The organism is Ruegeria sp. C11, from assembly GCF_056537725.1.
Window position 1 is genome coordinate 440,247 of record NZ_JBQFSB010000003.1, and the last position, 19,211, is coordinate 459,457.

16 protein-coding genes are annotated in these 19,211 nt (G+C 57.3%); 14 read left to right on the forward strand and 2 right to left on the reverse strand.

Annotated elements, in window-relative coordinates; genetic code table 11:
* Positions 1 to 238: 238 nt before the first annotated feature.
* The 10 genes from xdhA (at position 239) to ACR0NA_RS08245 (ending at position 14,294) form a co-directional block, all read left to right on the forward strand.
* A complete protein-coding gene (gene xdhA, locus ACR0NA_RS08200) occupies positions 239 to 1,600 on the forward strand; it encodes a xanthine dehydrogenase small subunit (protein ID WP_480727818.1) in 1,362 nt (453 codons plus the stop codon).
* Positions 1,597 to 4,011 carry a xanthine dehydrogenase molybdopterin binding subunit gene (xdhB, locus tag ACR0NA_RS08205; protein WP_480727820.1) on the forward strand — a complete coding sequence of 805 codons (2,415 nt, stop codon included), beginning with the start codon at positions 1,597 to 1,599 and terminating at the stop codon, positions 4,009 to 4,011. The genes xdhA and xdhB overlap by 4 nt, the downstream gene beginning before the upstream one ends.
* Complete coding sequence (gene xdhC, locus ACR0NA_RS08210; protein WP_480727824.1) at positions 4,011 to 4,946, forward strand: xanthine dehydrogenase accessory protein XdhC; 936 nt, start codon at positions 4,011 to 4,013, stop codon at positions 4,944 to 4,946. The genes xdhB and xdhC overlap by 1 nt, the downstream gene beginning before the upstream one ends.
* Positions 4,943 to 6,460: an ABC transporter ATP-binding protein gene (locus tag ACR0NA_RS08215; protein ID WP_170651078.1), complete on the forward strand. Its 1,518-nt coding sequence runs from the start codon at positions 4,943 to 4,945 to the stop codon at positions 6,458 to 6,460. Before xdhC ends, ACR0NA_RS08215 begins: the two co-directional genes overlap by 4 nt.
* 63 nt (positions 6,461 to 6,523) lie before the next feature.
* Complete coding sequence (locus ACR0NA_RS08220) at positions 6,524 to 7,606, forward strand: ABC transporter permease (RefSeq protein ID WP_170651079.1); 1,083 nt, start codon at positions 6,524 to 6,526, stop codon at positions 7,604 to 7,606.
* Between the two features lie 3 nt (positions 7,607 to 7,609).
* The gene (locus tag ACR0NA_RS08225) at positions 7,610 to 8,530 is read left to right on the forward strand and encodes an ABC transporter permease (protein WP_480727829.1); all 921 of its coding nucleotides are present in this window, start codon (positions 7,610 to 7,612) and stop codon (positions 8,528 to 8,530) included.
* 35 nt (positions 8,531 to 8,565) lie between these two features.
* Positions 8,566 to 9,639, forward strand: coding sequence for a BMP family ABC transporter substrate-binding protein (locus ACR0NA_RS08230; RefSeq protein WP_480727831.1), 1,074 nt, complete (start codon positions 8,566 to 8,568; stop codon positions 9,637 to 9,639).
* Positions 9,640 to 10,619: 980 nt separating this feature from the next.
* The gene (locus ACR0NA_RS08235) at positions 10,620 to 11,072 is read left to right on the forward strand and encodes a nuclear transport factor 2 family protein (protein WP_480727833.1); all 453 of its coding nucleotides are present in this window, start codon (positions 10,620 to 10,622) and stop codon (positions 11,070 to 11,072) included.
* Positions 11,073 to 11,357: 285 nt separating this feature from the next.
* The gene (gene gntH, locus ACR0NA_RS08240; protein ID WP_480727836.1) at positions 11,358 to 12,617 is read left to right on the forward strand and encodes a guanitoxin biosynthesis MBL fold metallo-hydrolase GntH; all 1,260 of its coding nucleotides are present in this window, start codon (positions 11,358 to 11,360) and stop codon (positions 12,615 to 12,617) included.
* A gap of 297 nt (positions 12,618 to 12,914) precedes the next feature.
* On the forward strand, positions 12,915 to 14,294 hold the full coding sequence (locus tag ACR0NA_RS08245) for an MFS transporter (protein WP_480727838.1): 1,380 nt from the start codon (positions 12,915 to 12,917) through the stop codon (positions 14,292 to 14,294).
* A gap of 25 nt (positions 14,295 to 14,319) precedes the next feature.
* On the opposite strand, the gene ACR0NA_RS08250 is transcribed toward ACR0NA_RS08245, so the two are convergent.
* Together ACR0NA_RS08250 and ACR0NA_RS08255 are read right to left on the reverse strand one after the other, a co-directional pair.
* Complete coding sequence (locus tag ACR0NA_RS08250) at positions 14,320 to 15,552, reverse strand: HlyD family secretion protein (protein WP_170651086.1); 1,233 nt, start codon at positions 15,550 to 15,552, stop codon at positions 14,320 to 14,322.
* A 3-nt stretch (positions 15,553 to 15,555) separates the two neighbouring features.
* Positions 15,556 to 15,954, reverse strand: coding sequence for a hypothetical protein (locus ACR0NA_RS08255; protein ID WP_480728041.1), 399 nt, complete (start codon positions 15,952 to 15,954; stop codon positions 15,556 to 15,558).
* Positions 15,955 to 16,108: 154 nt separating this feature from the next.
* Between ACR0NA_RS08255 and ACR0NA_RS08260 the strand changes: the two genes are divergently transcribed.
* The 4 genes from ACR0NA_RS08260 (at position 16,109) to ACR0NA_RS08275 (ending at position 19,172) form a co-directional block, all read left to right on the forward strand.
* Positions 16,109 to 17,047 carry an aldo/keto reductase gene (locus tag ACR0NA_RS08260; protein ID WP_480727840.1) on the forward strand — a complete coding sequence of 313 codons (939 nt, stop codon included), beginning with the start codon at positions 16,109 to 16,111 and terminating at the stop codon, positions 17,045 to 17,047.
* Positions 17,044 to 18,117, forward strand: coding sequence for an NAD(P)/FAD-dependent oxidoreductase (locus tag ACR0NA_RS08265; protein ID WP_480727843.1), 1,074 nt, complete (start codon positions 17,044 to 17,046; stop codon positions 18,115 to 18,117). Before ACR0NA_RS08260 ends, ACR0NA_RS08265 begins: the two co-directional genes overlap by 4 nt.
* Positions 18,114 to 18,767, forward strand: coding sequence for a DUF938 domain-containing protein (locus ACR0NA_RS08270; RefSeq protein WP_480727845.1), 654 nt, complete (start codon positions 18,114 to 18,116; stop codon positions 18,765 to 18,767). Before ACR0NA_RS08265 ends, ACR0NA_RS08270 begins: the two co-directional genes overlap by 4 nt.
* Positions 18,768 to 18,836: 69 nt before the next feature.
* A complete protein-coding gene (locus tag ACR0NA_RS08275; RefSeq protein ID WP_480727847.1) occupies positions 18,837 to 19,172 on the forward strand; it encodes a carboxymuconolactone decarboxylase family protein in 336 nt (111 codons plus the stop codon).
* Positions 19,173 to 19,211: the final 39 nt, after the last annotated feature.

The following is a 19,211-nucleotide window of genomic DNA, read 5'->3' on the forward strand; positions in this document are numbered from 1 at the left end:
GGGACGTTATTCACTCCAGAGGAAAAATGCTGTAGATTCATAATTCTAAGCCGCTGTCGGACAGATCGAAACAACGTCGAAGGAAGGTAATGCTGTATCTTAGGGGCAGTTTTTCTTGCCAGATCGCGCCAGCCCTTTCTAACATCTGTCGGCAAGCTATCAGCCCGCTACTCTTTCTACGTCGCATCGAAGGAGAGCACCACATGGGCGTAACCGGGTAAGGCGACGGGTTTCACGAATGAATATCGCGTTTCTTCTGAACGGAGAGACAGTGGAGTTGGCGGATGTCGATCCGACGGCCACGCTGCTGGACTGGCTGCGCGAGGATCGCGGCCTGACCGGCACCAAGGAGGGCTGTAACGAAGGCGATTGCGGTGCCTGCACTGTCATGGTGACGGATGAGGAAGGCGCCAAGGCGCTGAACTCGTGCATCCTGTTCCTGCCTCAGCTACACGGCAAGGCCGTGCGCACCATCGAAGGTGCGAGCGGCCCGAACGGACAGGCCCATCCGGCCCAGCAGGCGATGGTTGATCTGCATGGGTCACAATGCGGTTTCTGCACCCCCGGCTTTGTCATGTCGATGGTGGCAAGTCACACCAATGGCGCGACGGATCATGACAACCAGCTTGCAGGCAATTTGTGCCGCTGCACCGGTTACGCGCCGATCATTCGTGCCGCCAAGGCCACCGAAGAGCATCCCGTTCCGGTCTGGATCAAGGATAAGCCGGTTGCCCCGCAGGCAACACCGCCCATGCTGCCGGGCTCATCCGACGAATTGGCCGCTGTCTATGCGCAGCACCCGGATGCCACACTGGTCGCTGGAGCGACCGATGTGGGTCTTTGGGTCACCAAGCAGTTGCGCAATCTGGACCCGGTGATTTTCCTCAACCGCTGCGACGACCTGAAAGAGATCACGATCACTGATGACGAAATCCGCTTTGGTGCCATGGTCGACATGAACCGTATGGGCGAAGCATTGGCCGACCTGTATCCGTCCTACGCCGAGATGATCCGCCGTTACGCCAGCGTTCAGGTCCGTCACGCAGCCACCGTCGGTGGTAATATCGCCAATGGCTCTCCCATCGGAGACAACCCTCCCGCCCTCATCGCGCTGGACGCAACGTTGCATCTGCGCAAGGGCGATACGCGCCGTTCAATGTCGCTGGAAGATTTCTTTGTCGACTATGGCAAGCAGGACCGTGCACCCGGTGAATTCGTCGAGGCCGTCAGTTTCAAACGGCAGGCGGACCGGCTGAAATGCTACAAGCTCAGCAAGCGGTTCGATCAGGATATTTCCGCCGTCTGCGGATGTTTCAATATCACCGTCGCGGACGGAACCGTGACCAGCGCGAGGATAGCGTTCGGCGGCATGGCCGGTATTCCGAAACGGGCCAAAACCGTCGAGGCCGCATTATTCGGCAAACAGTGGACAACCGAAACCGTGCAGGCGGCGCTGCCTGCTTTTGCTGAAGACTATACTCCGATGTCGGATATGCGTGCCTCGGCCAGCTACCGGCTGGAGACGGCCAAAGCCATGCTGGAGCGGTACTTCCTCGAAGATCAGGGCGAAGTGACAAATGTGCTGGAGGTGTCGGCATGAGCGTGACCAAACCCCTGCCCCACGACGCCGCCCCGCTTCATGTCTCGGGCACGGCACGTTATGTGGATGACATTCCCACCCCCAAGGGATCGTTACATCTGGCCTTTGGTCTCAGCCCCATCGCCAAGGGCAAGATCACGGCGATGGACCTGTCTGCAGTGAAGGCCGCCGAAGGTGTAGTCATGGTGATGACTGCTGACGATCTGCCTTTCGCCAACGACGTCTCTCCTTCTATCCATGATGAACCATTGTTGTCGGACGGAACCGTCAACTATGTTGGCCAACCTGTTTTCCTCGTGGCTGCGACCAGCCATCTGGCGGCACGCAAGGCCGCGCAACTCGGCAAGGTCGAATACGCCGAGGAAACACCGATCCTGACAATCGAAGAAGCACTCGCGGCCGACAGCCGGTTCGAGGAAGGGCCGCGCATCTATGCCAAGGGTGATGTCGACAGTGCCATTGCAAATTCGGAACATGTGATCGAAGGCGCGTTTGAACTGGGCGGACAGGAGCACTTCTATCTCGAAGGTCAGGCCGCTCTGGCCGTGCCGAATGAAGGCGGGGACATGCTGGTGCATTCCTCGACCCAGCACCCGACCGAGATTCAGCACAAAGTGGCTGATGCGTTGGGGGTACCGATGCATGGCGTGCGCGTTGAAACACGCCGCATGGGCGGAGGGTTCGGCGGCAAGGAAAGCCAGGGCAATGCGCTGGCCGTCGCCTGTGCAGTTACTGCCCGCGCCACCGGCAAAGCCTGCAAAATGCGCTATGACCGCGACGATGACATGGTGATCACCGGCAAACGCCACGCTTTCCGTATCGCGTACCGTGCAGGGCTTGATGAGCACGGCCACATACAGGGCGTTTCATTTCTGCATCATGCCATCTGCGGGTGGGCACAGGACCTTTCCCTGCCCGTTGCGGACCGCGCCATGCTGCATTCGGACAACGCCTACCTGTTGCCGAATGCCCGGATCGAAAGCCATCGGTTGAAAACCAACACGCAATCCGCCACCGCCTATCGCGGGTTTGGCGGCCCGCAGGGTATGGTCGGGATCGAACGGGTTATGGATCATGCCGCTCATGAGTTGGGGCTGGACCCGGTCGAGTTGCGCCGTCGCAACTATTATGAGGCCGCACACAGCCCGGTGATCGAACCAACCCATATTCCTGAACGTCCGTTGGGGCATGTCGATCCGCATGAGGATCTGACCAGTCTCGGCGCAGTCGAACAGGTAACCACTCCGCCGCCGGTCCGTCCGGTACCCGAAGGCGGCAACACGACGCCGTATGGCATGGAAGTTACCGATTTCGAGTTGCACGGGATGACCGAAGCCCTGCTGAAATCCAGCGACTATGCCGCGCGTAAGGCGGCAATTGCAAAGTGGAACACACAGAACCGGGTAATCAAGAAGGGCATCGCCTTTTCACCGGTCAAGTTCGGCATCTCGTTCACGCTGACCCACCTGAATCAGGCGGGCGCGCTGGTACATGTGTATCAGGACGGCTCGGTGCATCTGAACCATGGCGGCACCGAGATGGGCCAGGGCCTGTTCCAGAAGGTGGCGCAGGTCGCCGCGTCTCGATTTGGCATTCCGCTTGAAATGATCAAGATCACCGCCACGGATACCGCCAAAGTGCCCAACACATCGGCAACCGCGGCCTCATCTGGCAGTGATCTGAACGGCATGGCGGTCAAGGCAGCCTGCGACACGATCCGCGACCGGATGGCGGCCTATCTGGCCGAACGGCATCAGGCAGACGCCGCCACCGTCAAATTCAGCGATGGACATGTCGAAGTCGGTGGCGAACGCTATAGCTTCGCCGAGGCTGCGGCCCTCACCTATCAGGGGCGGGTCAGCCTGTCGGCGACCGGGTACTACAAAACACCAAAGATCGAATGGGACCGGATCAAGGGGCACGGCCGCCCGTTCTTTTACTTTGCTTATGGTGCATCCGTAACCGAAGTGGCGGTTGACACCTTGACAGGCGAAAACCGCATTCTGCGCACAGATATCCTGCACGATGCGGGGGCGTCGCTGAACCCGGCTCTGGATGTCGGTCAGGTCGAAGGTGCATACGTTCAGGGTGCAGGTTGGCTGACGACCGAGGAACTGGTCTGGGACGATCAGGGGCGGCTGCGTACGCATGCGCCGTCAACCTACAAAATCCCTGCCTGTTCGGATCGCCCCGACATTTTCAATGTCGCGCTGTGGGATGGGCAAAACCGCGAGGATACGATCTATCGCTCGAAGGCGGTCGGTGAACCGCCCTTCATGCTGGGGATTTCCGCATGGCTTGCCCTGTCGAATGCGGTCGCTGCCTGCGGAGACGCCTACCCGGCGTTGGATGCACCTGCCACGGCCGAGGAAGTGTGGCGCGGTGTTCAGCGGATGAAGGGAGGCATCTGATGGGATTTGATCGGGAAGCTTTGAGGGAGGCGGTCAAAACCCATGGGTCTGTGGTCCGGGTGGTTATAGCCGGGATCAAGGGGTCGTCCCCCCGCGAAGTCGGTGCAGCGATGCTTGTTTGGGAAAATGGGCAGTCTGGCACGATCGGCGGCGGCACGCTGGAATTTCAGGCCGCCGAGGCGGCACGTCATCAGAACTCGCAAAGAAAGCTGACCCAACACGCGCTTGGCCCGGACCTTGGCCAGTGCTGCGGCGGTGCAGTCACGCTGCTGAGCGAGGTCTATGACCTGAAAGCCGTGAATCGTCTGGATGACTCGATGATTGCACGTCCGGTTTCGGCTGGTGAAATGCCTCTGTCCGTCAAGCGTTTGCTGAACCGTGCACGTGGGCAAGGTGTTCAGCCAGAACCGCAGCTGCTTGACGGATGGATGGTCGAACCAGTGCACAAACCGGCCCGCGACCTGTGGATCTGGGGCGCTGGTCACGTGGGCCGAGCGCTGGTTGATGTTCTGTCGCCCCTGCCCGACCTGGCAATCACCTGGGTTGATACGGGGCCGGAGCGATTTCCTGAAACAGTGCCGAACGGCGTGACGGTCGTGCCGGCCGCCAAGCCGGCGGAACTGGTTCGACACGCACCGCGTGATGCCGAACATCTGGTGCTTACTTATTCACACAATCTGGATCTGGAGCTGTGCAACAGGCTGCTTTTGCACGATTTCCGCTTTGCGGGCCTGATCGGCTCGGCTACCAAATGGGCGCGGTTCCGCTCTCGTCTTGCTGCGTTGGGGCATTCACCCGAACGGGTAAGCCGGATCACCTGCCCGATCGGTGATCCGGGCTTGGGCAAACATCCGCAGATGATCGCGGTTGGCGTCGCGGCGCAAATCCTGCGCCCCGCCCTGCAAAACGACTTGAAGAAGGATCTGAGCGCGTGACCACACCACTTCTGAGCCTGCAAGGGCTGACCAAAGCCTATCCCGGCGTCGTGGCCAACGACACCGTCTCGTTCGATATCGGCGAGGGCGAAGTTCATGCGCTGCTGGGCGAAAACGGCGCAGGAAAATCCACTCTGGTCAAAATGATCTATGGGCTGGTGAAGCCTGACAGCGGTACGATGCTGTTGCGCGGCCAACCCTACGCGCCACCTGAACCCCGCGCCGCGCGGGCTGATGGCATTGCGATGGTGTTTCAGCACTTTTCACTGTTCGACGCACTGAACGTGGCCGAGAACATCGCACTTGGGATGGAGAACCCGCCACCAATGGGCGATCTGGCCTCGCGTATCCGCGAAGTGTCGGAGACCTACGGTCTGCCGCTGGATCCTTTCCGTACTGTTGGTGACCTGTCGGCGGGTGAGCGTCAGCGGGTCGAGATCATCCGCTGTCTATTGCAGGAACCCAAGCTGCTGATCATGGATGAACCGACATCGGTTCTCACCCCGCAGGAGGTTGATATCCTTTTCGAGACGCTGAATAAATTGCGGTCCGAGGGCACTTCGATCCTGTATATCTCGCACAAGCTCGAGGAAATCCGCACGCTCTGTGATCACGCCACGATCCTGCGTCTGGGCAAGAATGTTGGCGAATGTGTTCCAAACGAAACCTCGGCACGGGATATGGCCGAGATGATGGTGGGATCGACCCTGCAGACGCCGGAACGGTCAGGACGTGAGTTTGGCGAGGTCGCACTGGATGTCAGCGGCTTGTCAGTGCCTTCGCCGTCAGAATTCGGTACGGCACTGAAAAATGTCCATATGACCGTGCGCAAAGGCGAGGTTCTTGGCATCGGCGGCGTCGCCGGGAATGGGCAGGACGAATTGTTGGGGGTCCTTTCGGGTGAAATCCCGACAACCGCGGATGCAATCAAGTTCAATGGCCAGCCGATTGGCAAACTCGGGCCCACCGCGCGCCGTACGCTGGGTGTGCTGACAGCCCCTGAGGAAAGGCTTGGCCATGCCGCGGCCCCGGATATGAGCCTGACCGAAAACGCCCTGCTGACCGGATCGGTACGTGAAGGTTTGGAAAACAACGGCTTCCTGAAATGGGCTGAGACCAAGAGCTTTGCCGAAAAGATCATCGAAGTCTTCGACGTGCGCACACCCGGTCCCGAAAATGCGGCACGGTCGCTGTCGGGTGGCAACCTGCAGAAATTCGTGATCGGACGCGAGGTGTTGCAGAACCCTGATGTGTTGGTGGTGAACCAGCCGACATGGGGCGTTGATGCGGCGGCGGCGGCCTCGATCCGGCAGGCCATTCTGGATCTGGCCGCCAAAGGCACCGCAGTCATCTGCATCAGTCAGGATCTGGATGAGTTGATGGAGATTTCGGACAGCTTTGCGGCCCTTAACGAAGGACGCCTGAGCGCACCGCGCACAACGGCGGGCCTTACGGTGGACGAGATCGGCCTGATGATGGGCGGCGCACACGGCATGGAGGTGGCTCATGTTTGATCCGTTGAACCGCCTCAGGCGGCCGTATTTACAACGAGAAGAAGAACCTGGGGGGATGAGCAGATGATAGTGTTGGAGAAACGGCCGCAGCCGTCCAAAGCGTGGTCCTACGCGACCCCATTGGTGGCGGTGCTGGCAACAATGTTCTTTGGCGGGTTGCTATTCGCCATTCTGGGCAAAAACCCGGTTCAGGCCATTGGCACCATTTTCTGGGAGCCGCTGTTTGGCGAGTTTTCTTTCTATTACCGCCCGCAGCTATTGGTGAAAGGCGCGCCGCTGGTCCTGATTGCCATTGGCCTGTCGCTGGGCTTTCGGGCTGGCATCTGGAACATCGGCGCAGAGGGACAGTACATCATGGGCGCCATCTTTGGCGCAGGTGCGGGGCTTGCCTTTTATCCGCTGGAGGCGTGGTACGTCTTTCCGATCATGGTGATTGCTGGCGCGCTTGGCGGCTGGATCTGGGCAAGCATCCCGGCCTTTCTGAAAGTGCGGTTCGGTACCAACGAAATTCTCGTATCCCTGATGCTGGTTTATGTGGCTGAACAAATGCTGGCCTCGGTCTCGCTGGGACTGCTGAAGAACCCCGAGGGGTTTGGCTTTCCCGGCTCGCGCAATCTGCAGTCTTATGCCAGCGCGCATAATGCTGAGCTGATTTCAGGATCGGGGATGCATTGGGGCGTCGTGACCGCACTGATCGCTGTGATCTTTGCCTATATCCTGCTGAACCGTCACATGCTGGGCTTTCACATCCGGCTGACCGGCGAAGCGCCCCGCGCCGCGAAATTCGCAGGCGTGAACCCGGCCCGCCTGATCCTGTTCTGTCTGGGTCTTTCCGGCGCGTTGGCCGGATTGGCGGGGATGTTCGAAGTGTCCGGCCCTTCGGGCGTAGTCAGCATCGATTTTAACGTGGGCTATGGTTTCACGGCGATTATCGTCGCCTTTCTTGGCCGGTTGCACCCGATTGGAATTCTTCTGGCCGGGGGCCTGATGGCACTGACCTATATCGGCGGAGAAATCGCGCAGTCGCAACTGGGCCTGCCCGCCGCTGCCATTCAGGTGTTTCAGGGAATGCTGCTGTTCTTCCTGCTGGCATTCGATCTTTTGACAAACTACCGCATCCGTGCGGCCCGTAGTGAGGTAGCGTGACCCATGGATCTTGGTGAAATCAATCCCGTACTTTTGGTGGCCTCGCTTATGGTCGCCGCAACCCCTCTGCTATTGGCCGCGATCGGAGAGCTGGTCGTCGAGAAAGCAGGTGTTCTGAACCTTGGTGTCGAAGGTATGATGATCGTGGGTGCGATCAGTGGCTTTGCCATCTCGGTCGAAACCGGATCACCCTGGCTTGGCTTTTTCGCCGCAGCAATCGGGGGTGCCTTGCTGTCACTGCTGTTTGTCCTGCTGACACAGGTCGCACTGGCCAACCAGGTAGCGAGTGGGTTGGCTCTGACTCTGTTCGGCTTGGGATTCAGCGCATTGATGGGACAAAGCTATGTGGGGATCACACCACCGGATATGAAGGACCTCTATATCCCGCTCATCAGCGATATTCCGGTGATCGGCCCGATCCTGTTCCAGCATGATCCGATCCTCTATGTCGGAATCGCGCTGACTGCCACCGTCTGGTACGTTCTCAAGTTCACCCGTATCGGTCTGGTCCTGCGCGCGGTGGGTGAGAACCACGACGCCGCACATGCGCTGGGTTACAAGGTCATCAAAATTCGCGTTCTGGCGATCCTGTTCGGTGGGGCCTGCGCAGGTCTTGGTGGGGCCTATATCAGCCTGATCCGCGTGCCTCAATGGACCGATGGCATGACGGCCGGAGTTGGCTGGATCGCGCTCGCGCTGGTGGTGTTTGCCAGCTGGAAGCCATGGCGCGTTCTGCTGGGCGCCTATCTGTTCGGCGGCATCACCGTCTTGCAGCTTAATTTGCAGGCAGCGGGCGTTGCCATCCCTGTCGAGTATCTGGCAATGTCGCCCTACATCATCACGATCCTTGTGCTTGTGATCCTTTCGGCCGACAAGAGCAGTGCACCTGCCTCACTGGGCCGGATTTTCCACGCCTCGCACTAGACGGGGCCAAATGAACCAACTTGGGGAGTAACTACATGAAATTCACTTCACTTCTGGCAAGCGCCGCCCTTGCGCTGGGGCTGGCCACCAGCGCCATCGCTCAGGAAAAAACGAAGGTCGGCTTTATCTATGTCGGCTCGATCAACGACGGGGGCTGGAACGAGCACCACCATCACTCGGCCAAGGAAATGCAGAAGCATTTTGGCGACAACGTCGAGCTGGTTTATCAGGAGAACGTTGCCGAAGGGCCGGATGCCGAACGAGCAATGACTCAGATGGCACTTGAAGGCGCGGATCTGATCTTTTCGACGTCCTTCGGTTTTATGGACCCCACGATCAACGTGGCCAAGAAATTCCCGGACGTGAAATTTGAACACGCGACCGGCTACAAGCGGGCCGACAACGTCTCGACCTATTCCGCCCGTTTCTACGAAGGTCGTGCGGTACAAGGCCACATAGCCGGAAAAATGACCGAGTCGAACATCGTGGGCTACATCGGATCATACCCGATCCCAGAGGTGATCCGTGGTATCAACTCGGCCTATCTCCACGCCACGAAGGTCAACCCGGATGTCGAATTCAAGGTCATCTGGATTTACACTTGGCTTGACCCATCGAAAGAGGCAGACGCTGCCAAGGTTCTGATCGAACAGGGCGCAGATGTGATCCTGCAGCATACGGACTCGACCGCTCCGCTGGCGGCTATGAAGGACGCTGGCAACGTGATCGGGTTTGGTCAGGCTGCGGATATGGCAGAATATGCACCGCATCCGCGCGTCAGCTCAATCATCGACAACTGGACACCTTATTATGTCGCCAGAACCCAGGCAGTCATGGACGGCAACTGGGAAAGCATCGATACTTGGGATGGCATCAGCAAGGGCATGGTCGGGATCGGTGAAATCTCGGACGCAGTTCCTGCGGACGTCAAAGAGGAAGCGCTGGCAATGAAAGCCGCGATCGCCGATGGCAGCTATCACCCCTTCACCGGCCCGATCAAGAAACAGGATGGCAGCGACTGGCTGGCCGAAGGCGAAGTGGCCGATGATGGCACACTGGCTGGACTGAACTTCTATGTCGAAGGCCTGGAAGGCGAAATTCCGCAGTAAGCGCGGCTATTAAACCCAACGAAGGGCCGGCCATTTTGGCTGGCCCCTTGCCAAAAGTGTTGCACGGTTATGCACAACGCACGGCGCAACAGGCTGTTACAACAAAACACCCTCGCGGAATTCTGCGAGGGTGTTTTGTTGGAATGGCGGCTGTGCGGACTAAGCCGCCGTTCCTGTAGTGCCGCTGCTGCGCTTTTACGCCCGAATTGAGGACATGCTGCGCCCGTATATGAACACCGTCACCGGGATGTTCGTCGTATGAGTGGGGCAGAGATCTCCGCGCAGGTGAACGCCAATTCTGCGCCGTGCAATGCTTCAAGCGAATTGGCAATTAAATTTGCCCCGATTATCGTGACTAAAAAGCGTCTGGCGACAATCGGGGAAACTTAAGTAGCCGTGAACAAATGATGCTACCACCCTGCGTCCTCAAGCGCGCATCCATTTTCTTTTTCTAAGCGACGGGCAGCCTCCTCTTCTTTCTTTGTTCCTCGCCATGTCGCATCTCTAACCTGCTTTCGTATTTCGTGACACTTGTCAGAACTCCAGCGCCGGTAGCTAATCTCATCTTGCACCGCCGGAATCGCGAATGCGGCTACTGCAACCAACACGACGGCCCCACCGCCAGCAATCAAAGCCTTCTTGTTCACTTGGTACTACCTTCAGTTTAATTTGTCGTATCGAGAACAACTGCACGAATTGATGTTCTGGCAAGTTTCCAGCGGTCCGTTTCACATTTCTTGTGAGATATGTGTCATGTATGCATCTGAAAAATCTACATTTCACAAACCTGAATTCATTATCTGATCAGATAGACCGCCAGTCACCAGGACTAGGGTCGGGATCCCCGAGCCTCGCTAATTTTTGCATTTCTAAGAAAGATGGGTGGAACGGATATGGTTGGGTTGATCAGGGGACGTCCGCAATGCGGACAAAGAAGACGTCCAAGATTTAAGTCTATCCGAAGGTGGAGTTGTTCGAGTTTGAAAACCCAGTTACCGTATTGGGTTCAAACCTTTCCAGAAGCCATGGACACGCTTATGACACCCGACATCAAAACGGCTCGAAAATTGGCCCAGGATCATTGTGCCGCCTGGACTGCCAGAACACCGGAGCGTGTAGCCAGTAGGTATGCCGAGAAGACTTCGATGGCCATGAACGGCGGCGAACCTATGACCAGTCGCGCTCAAATATCTGATATGGCTAAAGGTTTCATGGCTGACTTCCCTGACCTTGTTCTTAGTCTCGATACTGTTCTCGTTGCTGACCATCACATGGTTTATGCGTGGACTTTCGAAGGCGAACACAAAGATACAGGAAACCGCGTTCGCTTTTCTGGTTGGGAAGAATGGGACCTGGATAAAAATTTGAATGTGAGCAAATCGTTAGGTTGGTACGACAGCGCTGACTATGACCGCCAAGTCGCTGGGGAGTGACTTTTCAACCGCGCGACTAGGCAACGACATACTGGATGCATCGCGGCCATTCGGGTAAGGCGCGGCATTCGGTAGATTTGGACTCAATCCGGACCCGCGGCAGTGCGGCAGGCGAAAACACGGCCGTTGCCCGACGCAAAAGGTGGCGACCCGGACCAAAGTTGTCGTTGGCTCGACGATCAGCCGCCGCCAATCCTGCGTCAAATGATTTAAAAACGTGAATATGATACGCTTGCAAATTAGAGAGCGAGATTATGACGCTTCCTTTTATGAAAGGAAACTGAGATGAACTCTGTTACCAATATATCTAAAACGCTGATTGCTGCATTGATCGGATGGGTTGGCGTCTCCCAAACTGGTATCAACCTAGTTGGTTCAGCCGAAGCGCAGCAGTCGGAAAGCCAGATACCGATGATATCGCCAACCGAAGCGCGTGAACGCGATTTCTACGCACCAAACAGTGAAACGCTGGCTCCCGATGAAATGCGTGTCATCGCTTGTGGCACCGGCATGCCGACCCCACGACCGGCTCAGGCGGCGGCGTGTTTCCTTGTTGAACTGGGAAATGGCGACAAGTTTTTGTTTGATATTGGCGACGGATCGATCGAGAGGCTTTTCGGGCTTCAAATTCCGACTGCTTTTCTCGACAAGGTCTTTATCGGACACCTTCACGGGGACCATTTCGGCGGCATCGGCGCACTCTATGTTGCGGGCGGAATATCTGGTCGGTTCTCGCCTCTGCGAATTTGGGGGCCCAGTGGCTCACGACCCGAACTGGGCACGGCGGCGGCTGTTGAAGCGATGGAGAAGATGTACCTTTGGGATCTCGAAGGGCGTCTGGGCCAAACCGATGTGCGCGGCTTTGCCACTGAAATCACTGAATTTGACTACAAGATCACGCAGGTCATTTACGAAAACAATGGCGTAAAGATCACCGCATTTCCTGCCATCCACGCGATCGATGGATCAGTTAGCTACCGGCTGGACTGGAATGATCTTTCCTTTGTGTATTCAAGCGATACCTATCCGAACAAGTGGTTTGTTGAAATGGCTCAGGGCGCCGATCTGGTGGTCCACGAATGCTTCATAGCAGTGCCTGACCTTGTTGCGCGTTATGGTTTGACACCCGAATCCGCTCTTCAGGTTGGCACTCAGATCCATACCCCACCCGAAGCTTTCGGTAAGGTCATGAGTGCCGTGCAGCCTCGTCTTGCCGTGGCTTATCACTTCTGGACCGGAATCGACTCGACGCCCGGCGTTCTTGAACGGATTAGAAAGACGTATGATGGGCCGCTGAGCCTTGCTCAGGACTATATGGTTTGGAATGTCACAAAAGACGATATCAAAGTAAGAATGGCTGCGATCAACCACGAAAGCTGGAACCCGCCTGCAGCCTATCCACCGGAACCCATCAACCCTGCGGATCAGATAGGCTACTCACCGGAGATCGAAGCGGGCCGTTGGGACGTCGACGACGTGGTACGACCAATCTACAAAGAAGCCGAAGAAGCACTGGGGCGCGAGTTCAAGTATCCCGGAGACTGAGCAATCATCGATGGCTTGAACAACGGAGGCACCGAGGTTTTATCGGCAAGCGTGGTTCTTTATCTCTCATAGTTCGGTTTGGGCTCAGACAAGACACTAAGGCGCTGCTGATCGCGCACCCGCTCGCGCATGCTCAGCAACACTTCTGGCAGATGTCTTGCCGTTTCGGCTGGTCCTTTTTCGCGGGGCGATTTCAATTTCAATCAACGATTTGAAAGGATTTCCTTGACGTGAACCGATCCGAGCGGGCCTCATCACCTTAGAACGTGGCGATCATCCTTGTTTTGGAAAGGCCAGATGGCAGTCGAACCAAATGACAACACCCGCTGGTGGATACTGGGTGCGATGGGTGCCATTCTCGGCGTTATTCTGCTGGATGAGACCGTGGTCAGTGTCGCATTGCCGACCATCCGAAAGGATCTTGGCCTGTCCGAACTGGATGCGCATTGGGTCGTGAACATCTATCTGCTGGTTCTGGCCTGTCTGGCCGGAGCCGCCGGACGTCTGGGTGATATTTTGGGTCCCCGTCGTTTGCTGACGTCGGGGCTTTTGATCTTTGGCCTGTCTTCGGCCCTGGGGGGCCTAGCCCAAAGCGGCACGGCGCTTATCTTGGCCCGTGCGGTACAAGGTGTCGGGGCCGCTTTCATCTTTCCGCTGTCTCTGGTTCTTGTCACCCGTTCCTTTGAGGATCATGAGCGAGGCAAGGCGCTTGGACTTTACGGGTCGATTGGCACGGTGTTTTTCTCGCTGGGACCTCTGATCGGCGGCCTGCTGACCGAATACATGTCGTGGCGGTGGATCTTTTGGGTCAACCCACCCATCGTTCTGATTGTGGCGGCCATCACGCTGAGCAAGTGGCGGGACCCGCCCCATCTGCCTGAACTAGGCTTTGACTGGGCCGGCTTTCTGATGCTGGTCGTGGGATTGGGCATGGTCGTGTTCGGCATTATGGAAGGACCTGACCGAGGCTGGACCCAGCCCGAGGTTTTGGTAACGCTCTTGCTTGGAGCGGCACTGCTGATCCTGTTCATACCTACCGAGCGTAAATCCCGCACCCCACTGATCGCGGTATCACTGTTTGCCAGTTCCAGCTTCAGTGCTGCAAACATGATCATCTTTACGGCGCAATTCGTTAAAATAGTTCTGTTGGTCTTTGGCGCGTTGTACTTTCAATCCGTGCTGGGTGTGTCGCCCCTTGTCGCCGGGATCGCGCTACTTCCATCGGTCGTGCCGCAGGTTCTGATCGCGACATTTGCCGGCAAAACCTCGGACCGGCTTGGAACGCGCGGGCCGTCCCTGTCGGGAGTGTTTGCCGGAGTGGTTGCGGTCGCCCTTATTGCACTGGGTATGCAGAGCCGCCACACCATGTTCATATTCGCAGGGTTCCTGATCTGGGGCTGTGCCGTACCGTTCCTGTTCGTACCCCCGCGCCGCGCGGTCATGTTCTCGGTTCCGCCGGCACTGCACGGTCAGGCGAGTGGAATTTCCATGTCATTTCAACTGCTGGGCGGAACGGTGGGAATGGCGCTTGGCAGTACTGTTTACGCGGTTACGCAATCTTTCTCACAGGTATTCTGGCTTGTTTCGGTGTTTGTTGCGGCGGTGTGGACTTTTGCCTTTTTCTCGCTCGACAAAGAAACAAGCACCCGCCCCTCGAAAGGGAGCGGGCGCAACTGAAGGAGATTTAGCCAAGGATGGCAGATCAATGCCCGGTTAGCACCAAAGTATTGACCGGCATCAGGATCAGACGAAGCCGCAACCCGGCGGCGTGGACTACGCCGATCGTGTCGACTACATGCAGGAACGCCTTTTCCCAGAAGCCTAGATTTTCATCTTCCAGCTTTTCGTGATTGTCGGTGTAGACGTTTGCCAGACAGTTACTTCCGGGCGGAATTTCATCGGCCATACCTTTGTAGAGCGGCTCAAGATACACCAATATCGAACCCGGATTTGTGTTTGCCTGCACATCGCGCAACTCGTCGCTTGGCCGAATTTGGCCCGACGGGATGACGTCTTGTACTTCGACAACGACAACCGGGATCACGGTGAACGGCTTGGTCATGCAACCCAGTTCACCAATCATTCCGGGTTTGATGACCTGAGCGGACAGTTGGTTGAATGCCGCCTGAAAACGATCATGCCCGGATGAAGACGGCACCAGAATACCCGCAGGCCGCAACAGCGGGCTGACATAGTCGCCAACCTGCAAACCAAACTGTTCGATCCGACCCGTCACACCCGCACTGACAACGGTTTTGTCCAGTTCGGTAAGGGCCGCGTCCAGTTGTGCGTTGGCGCTGGCCAGTTGAGCAGGGATCAGTTCCTCGATCTGCTGAACCACAGCTGCCCTTTGCGACTGGGCCGCGACCACTTTGGCCTCTCGCTCTTCGACCAGATTTTCCAAACGCTCGATTTCGGTCAGTCGAACAGCGCTTGAGCCTTCGTCGCGCAGCGTCGTGTTTCTTTCCAGATCTTCCAGCGCCTGATCCAGCGCAGCACGCGCGCCAGCTATACCGGCTTCGGCCTCGGCCAGATCGGTTTGCGCCACCTTCAACGAGGCCTGAACCTGAGCGATTTGGGCATGCGCAGCCTCGACTTGCGCCGTTTGCGTAAAATCCTCAATCCGGAAAATGGGTTGACCAGCCGTTACGTGTTCGTTGTTCCTGACATACACCTCCGAAACACGGCCGCCCAGTTGCGGCAAGATCGTGACAGTGCGGAAATACGAAGCGGCGGTTTTGCTGGCCGGGTGAAAATAAAATAACGTCGTGATGACAGTCAAAGCCAGAATGGCACAGGTCGTCAGCCCCCACCGCAATTCGTACCACATGGTGAAAAGCGTGATCTCGTGACCGATCCGTTTGCCTTGGACAAATCTGCGAAACAGAAAATCAGGCAACACCGTGACAAGGGCGCACATCAATGTTTCCAGCATGTCTTAGCGCTCCTGCCGTGTGGGTTCGGACAGATCCGGGGTGCCCACCGAAACATCTTCGGTCACCGGAGCGGGATCGCGTTCGGGTGCCAACGACCGGATGGCATCGGCAATCGCTCTCAGAGGGGCTGCAAAGTCAGGGAACTGGAAACCGGCCACCAGAATGGCGGCAATCCAGAATATGCCGTTATGCGTGAAAAGCGCCAGAAGCGCCAATATCCCTACCAACTGAAACTGAGGGTGATTGGATTCGTGTGCAATCTTTTCCGGAATCGAATGGAGCGTGAAATAGGCAACCCCAATCAGCAATATGACAACAACTGTAAAAACAACCATGAACGTAAATAGAAAGTCACTGCCGTCTGCCTGGGTCACATAGGACGGAATATGCCCCGTGGCCATCGGGTGTAATTCTGCGGTACTCACCCTGCCCTCCTGTTTTTGCTATCACTTCTTTGGATGGGTTGATGCTTTATTTCAAGCCTGCTTATAAAGCATGAAAGACCTTTTTGTCGGTTGTACGCCCCAGAACCTCTGCAGAAACAAAGGCTTTTGTATGATGTCCATGCTGAACTCTTCTGATGGAACCCCGGCCGGCCGTTTTGCATTCGGCACGATGCAATTCGGCGGGCGCGCAGATGCCGCGCAAAGTCAGGCCATGTACGATGCCTGCCGCGACGTGGGCCTGAACCATTTCGATACTGCATATGTTTATACAGACGGACAGTCCGAAACTCTGCTGAGGGGCATGATCCGGTCCGAGCGTGAAAGCCTGCTGATCGCGACAAAGGCCGGGTACACCGGCGGCGCAGGCAGTAGGAACATCAGGTCTCAGCTGGATGTGTCCCGTCAGCGGCTCGGACAGGACATGGTGGACATCCTGTATCTGCATCGGTTCGACCCCGACACCGATCTTGCCGAGACGATGGAATGTTTTGCCGAACTCAAGCAGGCAGGAAATATCCGGTATGTCGGCCTGTCGAATTTTGCCGCCTGGCAGGTGATGAAGGCCGTAAGAATTGCAGCGGGTTTCGATCTGAGCATTGATATCCTGCAACCGATGTACAGCCTTGTGAAACGACAGGCCGAGGTGGAAATCCTGCCGATGTGTGCGGATCAGAACATCACGGTGGCGGCCTATTCGCCGTTGGGTGGCGGTCTGCTGACCGGAAAATATGCAAGCGGCGGCCAGGGTCGGTTGGCGGAAGACGACCGATATGCAGCGCGCTACGGGCAGGGCTGGATGTTTGACACGGCCAAATCGCTGACGGACCTCGCATCCGAAGAGGGGCTGGATCCGGCCACACTGGCCGTTTCATGGGTGGCGGCAAGCCCGTTTGGCGCAACGCCGATCATTTCGGCGCGGAATGTGGAACAACTTGCCCCATCCCTGGCTGCGATGTCTCATACCATGTCCCCTGATCTTTATGCCCGCGTGACGGCTCTGAGCCAGTCTCCGGCTCCGGCAACGGATAGGCTGGAAGAGCAGTCATGATAGATTTTCTTGTGATCGGCGGCGGCATCGCGGGCCTCAGTGCGGGTGCACGGCTGTCGGAACACGGGTCTGTTACGGTTCTCGAAGCCGAAGACGCGTTGGGATATCACGCGTCGGGCCGTTCGGCGGCCTTGTTCGAGCAGGACTATGGATCGGAATCGGTGGTTCAACTGAACCGTGCAAGCGCCGATTTTCTGCATTCCAATAACGGTGGTTACCTCAGCCCTCGGGGGCTGCTTCTGGTCGGTGGTTTGGATCAGCACGACCAGTTTGTGACAGACCTTGCGGAACTGGGCATGAATGAGACAAGCCCGGATGATGCGATTAACCGGGTGCCTATTCTGAATCGAAAGGTCGTCGGTTACGCCGCTATCAAGGAAGGCGCATTCGATATCGATACGGATCGGATGTTGCAGGATTTTGCCCGGACCATCCGCGCCAATGGCGGTACGGTTCTGACAAAAAGGCGGGTCGTTGAAATCCGCAAGGACCGCAATTGGATCGTCAAGGCAGGCGAGACCTTTGAAGCAGCCCATCTAGTCAATGCGGCTGGTGCCTGGGCCGATGTGATGGCGCAGCTGGCCGGAATTGCACCCATTGGCTTGACCCCCCTGCGTCGGTCCATGGCCCGCATTCCGGCACCCGGCGGACATGACGTCCGTGATTGGCCGATGATGCTGGGTGTCGGAGAGCGCTGGTACGCCAAGCCGGATGCCGGAAAGTTGCTGGTTTCCCCTGCCGATGCCGACCCAGCTGAACCGCATGACGCCTATACCGATGACATGGTGTTGGCCGAGGGTCTGGCCCGCTACGAAGAGATGGTGACCGAGCCGGTGACCCGGGTCGAAGCCAACTGGGCGGGGTTGCGCAGCTTTGCGCCGGATCGGACGTTGGTTCTGGGCCCGGAACCGTCGGACCCGACCTTTATCTGGTCCGCCGGGCAAGGAGGGTACGGCATTCAGACAGCCCCGGCGGCGTCACGCCTCGTTACCGATCTCGTTGTGGGAGCCGTGCCCGAGCTGGATGCCGCAACGATATCCGCGCTGCGCCCGGACAGGTTGCGATCATGAAGGGTCGAAAACTCCCATCAAATGCCAGTGTCGCAACCTCCACCGATGGGGCCAGAATGGTTGCGCCTGCGGCGACCCGGAATTCAGCCGCAATTTGCGATCTGCTTGAATCCGTGGCACCGAAAAAGGGGCGCGCACTGGAATTGGCCAGCGGAACCGGGCAGCACGTCTCTGCCTTTGCCCAGAGACTTACCGGTGTGGAATGGCAGCCGACAGAAATAGCCCCTGACCGCCGCGCCAGCATAGACGAGTATGCGCTTGGTCTGGAAAATGTGGCCCCGGCAACCGAACTGGATGCGACCGCGCCGGGGTGGCACGCGAATTTCAGCGGCCAGCATTTAATAGTTCTGGTTAACCTGCTGCACCTAATAAGTTGGACCGAGACTGAAACTCTGGTTTCCGAAACCAGCAAGGCACTCGTACCCGGTGGTCGTTTTGTGCTTTACGGCCCATTCAAGCGAAGTGGCGAATTTACCAGTGAAGGTGATGCCGCTTTTCACGCAACTCTGAGCGCCCAGGACCCTGAAATCGGATACAAGGACGACGCCGATATTCTGGAACTGTTAAATTCGGTCGGATTGGACCTGATCCAGATCGTCGGAATGCCCGCGAATAATCTGGCCTTTGTCGTCGAAAAGCGGGCCATCTGATCAAGATCAATACGTGCCCGTCGGAAATCCGTATGTATTCCCATTATGGAATGTATGAAGGATATCCGAATGACATGGCAAGAAAAGCTATCTGATACACGCTCTGGCCTGCGTAATTTGAATAGCGCAATACCTGAAACCGCGCGTGCTTTTGGCACCTTGGGGAAAGCCGTCAAAGAAGGCGGAACGCTGGATTACAAGGTTAAAGAATTCATAGCCCTGGGCATGTCAATTGCGGTGCGGTGTGAACCCTGCATCTCTTTGCACACCGAGGCGCTGGTGAAAGCCGGGGCAACGCGCGAGGAGATCTCGGATGTCTTGTCCATGTCCGTCCAGATGGGCGGTGGCCCGTCCATGATGTATGCCGCCAAGGCATTGGAATGTTACGACGAACTGATCGGCTGACTGCCTAGAAAAAGGCCCCGGGTTTAACCGGGGCCTTTG